We start from the raw sequence: 9,467 nt of genomic DNA, 5'->3' as shown, positions 1-9,467 counted from the left end.
GCGCTGGCGGAACTGATCATCGACGGCATCAAGACCAACGTCGAGCTGCAGATGAAAATCATGTCCGACGAACATTTCCAGCAGGGTGGCACCAACATCCACTATCTGGAGAAAAAACTCGGCCTGCACGAGAAGTAATTGCAGCGCAGAGCAAACAAAGGCCGGTTAATCCGGCCTTTTTCATTTTTGTTACCGTTGAGGTTGCATAATGGATTGGCGTTTTTTACAAGCGAACAAAGAGGCGCGCTGGGCATTTTATCTGACGCTGGCGTACCTCGCCGTCTGGGGCCTAAGTGCCTGGCTAGGCGGCAATGAGAGCGGCATCACCGGATTACCACACTGGTTTGAGCTCTCCTGCATTTTCGCCCCGCTGCTATTTATCGTCCTTTGCTGGGTGATGGTTCGCCTGTTGTATCGCGACATGTCGCTTGAGGATCAAGATGGACAGTGAAATCATTCTGCCGCTATTAGCCTATCTGGTCTTGATCGCCGGTTTATCGGTGTTTGCGATGCGCAAACACCGTCAGGGCAATTTCCTCACCGAATACTTCCTCGGCAGCCGTTCGATGGGTGGCTTTGTGCTGGCCATGACGATTACCTCCACCTACATCAGTGCCAGTTCGTTTATTGGCGGGCCGGGTGCTGCCTATAAATATGGTCTTGGCTGGGTATTGCTGGCGATGATTCAGGTGCCGGCGGTGTGGCTCTCGCTCGGTGTATTAGGAAAGAAATTCGCCATTCTCGCGCGCCGCTATAACGCTGTGACGCTGAATGACATGCTATATGGCCGCTATGGCAGCACACTGCTGATTTGGCTCTCCAGTATTAGCTTATTAGTGGCTTTTGTTGGCGCAATGACCGTACAGTTTATTGGTGGTGCACGCCTGCTGGAAACCGCTGCGGGTATTCCTTACGACACCGGCTTATTAATTTTTGGTGGCACCATCGCGCTGTATACCGCGTTTGGCGGCTTCCGTGCCAGCGTACTCAACGATGCAATGCAAGGTCTGGTAATGCTGGTCGGCACCTTCCTGCTGCTGTTTGCCATTATCCATCAGGCGGGTGGACTCGAAACGGCCGTGACGAAACTGCGCACCATCGATCCCCAACTCGTGTCGCCGGAAGGTGTTGGTAACGTCATTAATCCGACATTCCTGAGTTCTTTCGCCGTGCTGGTCTGCTTTGGCGTGATTGGTTTGCCGCATACTGCGGTGCGCTGTATCTCCTATAAAGACAGTAAAGCCATGCATCGCGGCATCATTCTGGGCACCATTGTCGTGGTGATTCTGATGCTCGGCATGCATCTGGCGGGGGCGTTAGGTCGTGCCATTCTGCCGGATCTCACTGTTCCGGATCGCGTGATCCCGACGCTGATGATCACCGTGTTGCCGCCAATGGCAGCCGGCGTGTTTCTCGCTGCACCGATGGCAGCAATCATGTCAACGATTAACGCGCAGCTGCTGCAATCCTCCGCTACGCTGATCAAGGATCTCTATTTGCGTATTGCGCCACAGCACAGCGAGAATGAATCGCGCCTGCGTATGCTATCCGGCACTATCACTTTCGTGCTGGGCATATTGCTGTTACTGGCGGCGTGGAATCCACCGGATATGATTATCTGGCTCAATCTGCTGGCCTTTGGCGGACTGGAAGCCGTGTTCCTCTGGCCGCTGGTATTGGGACTGTATTGGGAGCGCGCTAATTCGACAGGTGCTATCAGCGGCATGGTTGTCGGCGCGGCTTGCTATACCTTACTCGCCAGCCTGAAAATTGAACTATGGGGCTTTCACCCTATCGTTCCCTCATTGACCTTAAGCCTGCTGGCCTTCGTGGTGGGTAATTTGTTTGGCAGCACGCCTGAAGCGCGTCATGCTGCGGTGAAATAAAGAGAAACGCTATGCCTTGGATTCAAATCAAAATTAACAGTACCGGCGAAAATGCCGAGCCGCTGAGCGATGCGCTGATGGACGTGGGCGCCGTCTCGGTGACGTTTCAGGATACCCATGACAACCCGGTTTACGAACCGCTGCCGGGTGAAACACGCTTATGGGGCGATACGGATGTGATTGGTCTGTTCGACGCCGAAACCGAGATGGACGATGTGGTGGCCGAACTGAGTCAACATCCACTGCTGGGATCGCATTTCCATCACAAGATCGAGCAGATCGAGGATAAAGACTGGGAACGTGAATGGATGGATAACTTCCACCCGATGCGTTTTGGTGAACGTTTGTGGATCTGCCCGAGCTGGCGGGACGTGCCGGATCCGAATGCCGTCAACGTGATGCTGGATCCGGGCCTGGCGTTTGGAACCGGCACCCACCCGACCACTTCGCTCTGTCTCACCTGGCTTGATGGACTTGATCTGCAAGGCAAAACTGTGATCGATTTTGGCTGTGGATCCGGCATTCTCGCTATAGCCGCTCTTAAACTGGGCGCGTCGCAGGCTATCGGGATTGATATTGATCCGCAGGCTATTCAGGCCAGCCGTGACAATGCGGAGCGCAATGGCGTTTCTGATCGTCTGTCGCTCTATCTACCGCATCAACAGCCGGAAAACCTGCAAGCGGATGTGGTTGTCGCCAATATCCTCGCAGGCCCGCTACGTGAGCTGGCGCCGCTGATTAGCGTATTGCCAAAAGCGGGCGGACATCTGGGATTGTCGGGCGTATTAGCCAGCCAGGCTGAAGGGGTGTGCGAAGCCTATGTTGAGCGCTTCGTACTTGATCCGGTGGCTGAAAAAGAGGAGTGGTGCCGTATTACCGGTGTGCGCCGCTGAGTTTGATCACCGGCTGGCTTCGCTGGCCGGTTTGCTGTTTGGCCATCAGACAGTGAAAGCAACTCACCCTCTGCATATCAGCCGCAAATCTGCTACCTGAAAGCAATCAAATTAGTACATTTAATAATCATATCGCCGTCATTTCTCTGGCTAATTACCGGATGTGGCGGTTTTTATGTCGTGATTTTGGGCATGTTTTAAGAAAAACTTTTGCTCACAATTTCAGCATAATTTTTTAATATACTGAATTATATAGATTATTAGTTGTAGCATTGCTGTTAAGGCCGAATTCCTCGCAGTTTAACGGTGAATTGTTCAAAGTTTGGCCTTTCATCTTCGTTAAAAAATGCGTAATATACGCCGCCTTGCGAACAGTTAGGGTCACTTCTTTTTCATGCGCATTGGACACCATCAGCTACGTAATCGACTCATCGCTGCACCTATGGCTGGCGTTACCGACAAGCCATTTCGCACCTTGTGTTACGAGAACGGCGCGGGTATGACTGTCTCCGAGATGCTGTCATCAAACCCAGAAGTTTGGGCCAGTGATAAATCCCGGTTGCGTATGGTGCATAGTGACGAGCCTGGAATCCGTGCCGTGCAAATTGCCGGTTGCGATCCTGATGAGATGGCTGCTGCCGCGCGCATTAATGTGGCGTCTGGCGCGCAGGTCATTGATATCAACATGGGCTGCCCGGCTAAGAAAGTGAATCGTAAGATGGCTGGCTCAGCACTGCTGCAGCATCCGTCACTGGTGGAGTCCATCCTCCGTGCGGTAGTGAATGCAGTTGATGTACCGGTTACGCTGAAGATTCGCACCGGCTGGGACAAAGAAAATCGTAATTGTGTAGAGATTGCCCAATTGGCTGAACGCTGTGGCATTCAGGCTCTCACCATTCATGGCCGCACGCGCGCCTGTTTGTTTGAGGGGCACGCTGAATACGACAGCATTCGGACAGTTAAGCAGAGCGTTTCCATTCCGATTATCGCGAATGGTGACATTACTGACCCGCACAAAGCCAGAGCGGTGCTCGACTATACCGGAGCCGATGCTCTGATGGTTGGACGCGCTGCTCAGGGAAGACCGTGGATCTTCCGGGAAATCCAGCATTATCTGGACACAGGGGAGCTGCTGGCACCGAAGCCGCTGGCTGAAGTGAAGCAAATGCTGATTGGACATATACGGGAACTGCACGACTTTTATGGTCATCGCAAGGGATACCGTATTGCTCGTAAACACGTTTCCTGGTATTTGCAGGAAAGTGCTCCTGATGACCAGTTTCGGCGCACATTCAACGCCATAGAGGATGCCAGCGAACAGCTGGAGGCGTTGGAGGCATACTTCGAAAATCTTGCGTAAACGAAATAAAGAGCTGAAAGAACTATGTTCGAACAACGCGTAAATTCTGATGTACTGACCGTTTCTACCGTTAACTCACAGGATCAGGTGACGCAAAAGCCACTTCGTGATTCGGTAAAACAGGCACTGAAGAACTATTTTGCTCAACTGAATGGTCAGGATGTAAGTGATCTGTATGAGCTGGTATTGGCTGAAGTTGAGCAGCCTCTGTTGGACATGGTGATGCAGTACACCCGTGGCAACCAGACCCGTGCAGCTCTGATGATGGGTATCAACCGTGGTACCCTGCGTAAGAAGCTGAAAAAATACGGCATGAACTAATTGTTCTTTGCTGCGCTAACGCCAACCCTCGGGTTGGCGTTTTTGTTTATGCCTCACCAATAGTTTCCCTGCGTTAGCAACGGATGAAACAATTGTCGCGGATATGGTAACGATAGTTGCAATTGCATCCGTGATATTTCGTCTCTCTTACCACACGTCTTTTGCCCCTTTTTAGCGCCTGCTTTGTGCGTCATAACGCCCGCCATGCCGCTTTCCCAGTGATCCTGCACTGTTTCTACCGTAACCCTGCAAACGCATACATTTTATCCTGAGTGATGGCTCACACTGCTTCCACATAGTGAAACTATTTGCACTATTTGTGATCGCGTCGTCTCGTCATGCAGCCTTTTGGTGCGCGATAGTAGCCAAAATTTCTGGATGCGTCCTTTTATTAAAAGATCTTTCCAGTGAATTCAGGATTCTGCAAACCTGGCATTACCTTTGCAGAGTCGTGGATGGCTAACCGCCACAGACAGAAAAAAGCGCACATTAAAGTGCGTGCAAACATAACAACACACGATCTCGCCACACAGGATGCTTTATGAAAAAGATGATGCTTTCCACCCTGGTCGCTGCAGCCTCGCTGTTCGCCGTTACTCAACAAGCGCACGCAGGCACCACGCTGGATGCCATTAAAAAGAAAGGTTTCGTACAGTGCGGTATCAGCGATGGCCTGCCAGGCTTCTCCTACGCTGATGCCAGCGGCAAATTTACCGGAATCGACGTGGATGTTTGCCGCGCTGCTGCGGCTGCGGTATTTGGTGATGCAAGCAAGGTGAAATACACCCCGCTGACGGCTAAAGAGCGTTTCACTGCGCTCCAGTCTGGTGAAGTGGATATCTTGTCTCGTAATACCACCTGGACCTCTTCGCGCGATGGTGGCATGGGCTTCTTGTTCGCTGGTGTGAACTACTATGACGGCATCGGCTTCCTGACCCATAAGAAAGCGGGCCTGAAAAGCGCCAAAGAGCTGGATGGTGCCACCGTATGTATTCAGGCCGGTACCGATACCGAGCTTAACGTGGCTGACTACTTCAAAGCCAACAAAATGCAGTACACGCCAGTGACCTTCGACCGTTCTGATGAGTCAGCGAAAGCACTCGACAGTGGCCGCTGCGATACCCTCTCTTCCGACCAGTCTCAGCTGTATGCACTGCGTGTGAAACTCGGCAAACCAGATGATTTCATCGTGCTGCCAGAAGTGATCTCTAAAGAGCCGCTGGGTCCTGTGGTACGTCGTGGTGATGACGACTGGTTCACCATCGTTAAATGGTCTCTTTACGCCATGCTGAACGCAGAAGAGATGGGCGTGAGCTCTAAGAATGTTGATCAGATGGCGGCCAAACCCACCACCCCGGATATGGCTCACCTGTTGGGTGCAGAAGGTGACTTCGGTAAAGACCTGAAACTTGATAATAAATGGGCTTACAACATCATCAAACAGGTCGGTAACTATCAGGAAGTGTTCGATCGCAACGTGGGTAAAGACAGCGCACTGAAAATCGCGCGTGGCCAGAATGCACTCTGGAACCAGGGCGGCATCCAGTACGCTCCACCAGTACGCTAAGTCTGTTCTGCCAGTCGGGCGCCGCACCCTGCGGTGCCCAAGCGTTTTCTTCACTGAGGTTTCAACATGTCACAACGCCCAACCGTAAAGAGGGATTTTTCGTTTGGTAATCCTACGGTTCGCGCCTGGCTTTACCAGATCATCGCGATTGTGGCCGTGCTTGCTGTGGTGGGATATCTGGTCCACAACACAGTAATCAACCTGGCCAACCGCGGCATCACTTCCGGTTTCGGATTTCTTGAGCGCAATGCCGGTTTCGGCATCGTCCAACACCTGATCGATTACACCGAAGGCGATACTTACGCGCGCGTGTTTATGGTGGGGTTGACCAATACCCTGCTGGTTTCCGCACTCTGCATTGTATTTGCCTCCATCCTGGGCTTCGCCGTGGGGCTCGCGCGTCTGTCTGAAAACTGGCTGCTGCGTAAACTCTCGACCATCTACATCGAGACGTTTCGTAATATCCCACCGCTGCTGCAGATCTTCTTCTGGTACTTTGCGGTGTTGCGTAACCTGCCAGGGCCACGTCAGGCACTCAATGCGTTTGATCTGGCGTTTGTCAGTAACCGCGGTTTGTATATTCCGTGGCCAGAGTATGCACCTGGCACCTGGCCATTCCTGATTGCGCTGGCACTGGCCATCCTCGGCAGCGTTGCACTTTTCCGCTTCAACCGTAAGCATCAATTAAAAACCGGCCAGTTACGCCGCACGTGGCCCGCCGCTGCAGGTTTGATTGTGCTGTTACCCCTGATTGCACACACATTGTTTGGTGCCGCAACGCATTGGGATGTACCAGAACTGCGCGGATTCAACTTCCGCGGCGGCTTTGTGATGATCCCGGAGCTGGCGGCGCTAACGGTGGCGCTTTCTGTGTATACCTCATCGTTCATTGCCGAAGTGATTCGCTCTGGGATTCAGTCGGTGCCGCACGGTCAGAATGAAGCAGCCCGCTCGCTGGGTCTGCCAAATCCTGTCACGATGCGTCAGGTCATCATCCCGCAGGCAATGCGCGTGATCATTCCACCGTTAACCAGTCAGTATCTCAACATCGTGAAGAACTCATCACTGGCAGCGGCCATTGGCTATCCCGATATGGTGTCATTGTTTGCCGGCACGGTGCTGAACCAAACTGGCCAGGCCATTGAAACTATTGCGATTACCATGGCGGTCTATCTGATCATCAGCCTGCTTATTTCACTGCTGATGAACCTTTACAACCGCAAAATTGCGCTAGTTGAGCGATAAGAGAACGGGATCATTATGTCTGTAACCACACACGATACATCGCCTGCACCCAGCAATCCGTTAGGGAAAGCCTGGCTGTGGGCGCGCAAAAATTTGTTCTCAAGCTGGCTGAATACCCTGCTCACGTTGTTCAGCTTTTGGATTATCTGGAGTGTGATTCCACCGGCGCTGGATTGGCTGATTTTCCAGGCCAACTGGATTGGCGAAACACGTGCAGACTGCACCAAAGCAGGTGCATGCTGGGTATTCATCCACGCACGTTTTGGCCAGTTTATGTATGGACTTTATCCGCACGAACTGCGCTGGCGCATTAATCTGGCCTTGGTGGTTGGCTTGGTGTCAATCATTCCCATGTTCATTAAGTCGATGCCACGCCGTGGTCGCTACATTGCCTGCTGGGCGGTGATCTATCCGATCATTGTTTGGCTGCTGATGTATGGCGGGTATCTGGGGCTGGATCGCGTGGAAACCCGCCAGTGGGGCGGTCTGACGCTGACGCTGATTATTGCCTCAATTGGCATCGCTGGTGCGCTGCCGTTGGGGATTCTGCTGGCGCTGGCTCGTCGTTCAAAAATGCCCGTGGTTCGCACCCTGTCAGTGATTTTCATTGAGTTCTGGCGTGGTGTGCCACTGATTACCGTGCTCTTTATGTCATCGGTAATGCTGCCGCTGTTTATGGCAGAGGGCACAACTATCGACAAGCTGGTACGTGCGCTGGTTGGGGTAATTCTCTTCCAGTCCGCTTATGTTGCAGAAGTGGTGCGTGGCGGCTTACAAGCACTGCCAAAAGGGCAAACTGAAGCGGCAGAATCACTGGCGTTGGGCTACTGGAAAACGCAGATGCTGGTTATTCTGCCGCAGGCACTTAAGCTGACCATCCCCGGTTTAGTGAATACCATCATCGCACTGTTTAAAGATACCAGCCTGGTGATCATCATCGGCCTCTTCGATCTCTTCAGTAGCGTGCAGCAAGCCACCGTTGACCCCACCTGGTTGGGCATGTCGACCGAAGGCTATGTGTTTGCTGCCATGGTCTACTGGATTTTCTGTTTTAGCATGTCGCGCTATAGCCAGCATCTGGAGAAGCGCTTCCACACCGGGCGTAAATCGCACTGAGGTTTTACATGACACAAATTATGACTAATGCGGCTGACGCCATGATGATTACGCTCGAAAACGTGAATAAATGGTATGGTCAGTTCCATGTTCTCAAAGATATTAACTTGCTGGTAAAACCCCGCGAACGCATTGTTCTTTGTGGGCCTTCCGGATCCGGGAAATCAACGACTATTCGTTGCATCAATCATTTAGAAGAGCATCAACAAGGTCGTATCGTAGTAGATGGCATCCATCTTAACGATGATGTGCGCAATATTGAGCGTGTTCGTACCGAAGTCGGCATGGTATTCCAGCATTTCAATTTGTTCCCGCATCTTACTGTGTTGCAAAACTGCACGTTGGCACCGATTTGGGTGCGCAAGATGCCGAAGAAAGAAGCGGAAGAGTTAGCGATGCACTATCTGCAACGCGTGCGTATCGCGGAACATGCCCATAAGTTTCCAGGGCAGTTGTCAGGAGGGCAGCAACAACGTGTGGCGATCGCGCGTTCACTGTGTATGAAACCGAAAATCATGCTGTTCGATGAACCGACCTCAGCACTCGATCCAGAAATGGTGAAAGAGGTTCTCGATACAATGATTGGTCTGGCAGAAGATGGTATGACGATGTTATGCGTGACGCATGAGATGGGCTTTGCGCGTACTGTGGCGGACCGAGTGATCTTTATGGATCGCGGAGAGATTGTTGAGGAAGCGCCGCCGCAGGAGTTCTTCGCGAATCCTAAATCAGAACGTACACGCGCCTTCCTTTCTCAGGTCATCCATTAATATCAAATGAGTGACTTAAGCCTCTGCGCCATCTGGCAGAGGCTTTTTTATGCTCGTCGTATTACGACGCATCCACTCTTTCGTCGTGTTTTCCGAGTGTTAAGCCTGTTTGCGTAGTTTTAAGCCTACGCGCGTAGTTTTTAACATACAAAAAAGCCCTGAACTTTCGTTCAGGGCTTCTGTGTTTGATGCCTGGCAGTTCCCTACTCTCGCATGGGGAGACCCCACACTACCATCGGCGCTACGGCGTTTCACTTCTGAGTTCGGCATGGGGTCAGGTGGGACCACCGCGCTAAAGCCGCCAGGCAA

General features: G+C 52.2%; 9 protein-coding genes, 1 rRNA gene and 1 pseudogene. 10 read left to right on the top strand and 1 reads right to left on the bottom strand.

Annotated features, from left to right (window positions below; all coding sequences use genetic code 11):
- From F3J37_RS27535 to F3J37_RS27490, 10 genes and pseudogenes are all read left to right on the top strand, one after another.
- Positions 1–138, top strand: a pseudogene (locus F3J37_RS27535) (acetyl-CoA carboxylase biotin carboxylase subunit); the annotation flags it as partial.
- Positions 139–208: 70 nt separating this feature from the next.
- Entirely contained in the window at positions 209–451 is a 243-nt protein-coding gene (locus F3J37_RS27530; RefSeq protein WP_034830168.1) for a YhdT family protein, read from the top strand.
- Positions 441–1,886 (top strand): sodium/pantothenate symporter, encoded by a 1,446-nt coding sequence (gene panF / locus F3J37_RS27525; protein ID WP_166936787.1) that lies wholly within the window; start codon positions 441–443, stop codon positions 1,884–1,886. Before F3J37_RS27530 ends, panF begins: the two co-directional genes overlap by 11 nt.
- An 11-nt stretch (positions 1,887–1,897) precedes the next feature.
- A complete protein-coding gene (gene prmA / locus F3J37_RS27520; protein WP_166936785.1) occupies positions 1,898–2,779 on the top strand; it encodes a 50S ribosomal protein L11 methyltransferase in 882 nt (293 codons plus the stop codon).
- Positions 2,780–3,173: 394 nt separating this feature from the next.
- Positions 3,174–4,139 carry a tRNA dihydrouridine synthase DusB gene (dusB, locus tag F3J37_RS27515; protein WP_166936783.1) on the top strand — a complete coding sequence of 322 codons (966 nt, stop codon included), beginning with the start codon at positions 3,174–3,176 and terminating at the stop codon, positions 4,137–4,139.
- 24 nt (positions 4,140–4,163) lie between these two features.
- Positions 4,164–4,460, top strand: coding sequence for a DNA-binding transcriptional regulator Fis (gene fis / locus F3J37_RS27510; protein WP_003855228.1), 297 nt, complete (start codon positions 4,164–4,166; stop codon positions 4,458–4,460).
- Positions 4,461–5,001: 541 nt separating this feature from the next.
- A complete protein-coding gene (locus tag F3J37_RS27505) occupies positions 5,002–6,027 on the top strand; it encodes an amino acid ABC transporter substrate-binding protein (protein WP_034830184.1) in 1,026 nt (341 codons plus the stop codon).
- Between the two features lie 66 nt (positions 6,028–6,093).
- The gene (locus F3J37_RS27500) at positions 6,094–7,272 is read left to right on the top strand and encodes an amino acid ABC transporter permease (protein WP_034830186.1); all 1,179 of its coding nucleotides are present in this window, start codon (positions 6,094–6,096) and stop codon (positions 7,270–7,272) included.
- A gap of 15 nt (positions 7,273–7,287) precedes the next feature.
- Complete coding sequence (locus F3J37_RS27495; protein WP_160869950.1) at positions 7,288–8,388, top strand: amino acid ABC transporter permease; 1,101 nt, start codon at positions 7,288–7,290, stop codon at positions 8,386–8,388.
- 8 nt (positions 8,389–8,396) lie between these two features.
- Positions 8,397–9,158, top strand: coding sequence for an amino acid ABC transporter ATP-binding protein (locus tag F3J37_RS27490; protein ID WP_034830190.1), 762 nt, complete (start codon positions 8,397–8,399; stop codon positions 9,156–9,158).
- A gap of 190 nt (positions 9,159–9,348) precedes the next feature.
- Here the strand turns inward: F3J37_RS27490 and rrf are convergent.
- Positions 9,349–9,464, bottom strand: a 5S ribosomal RNA gene (gene rrf, locus F3J37_RS27485).
- Positions 9,465–9,467 lie beyond the last annotated feature (3 nt).

It is taken from the genome of Candidatus Pantoea communis, from assembly GCF_011752685.1.
GTDB lineage: Bacteria > Pseudomonadota > Gammaproteobacteria > Enterobacterales > Enterobacteriaceae > Pantoea > Pantoea communis.
This window is presented reverse-complemented; position numbering and strand designations above follow the sequence as displayed.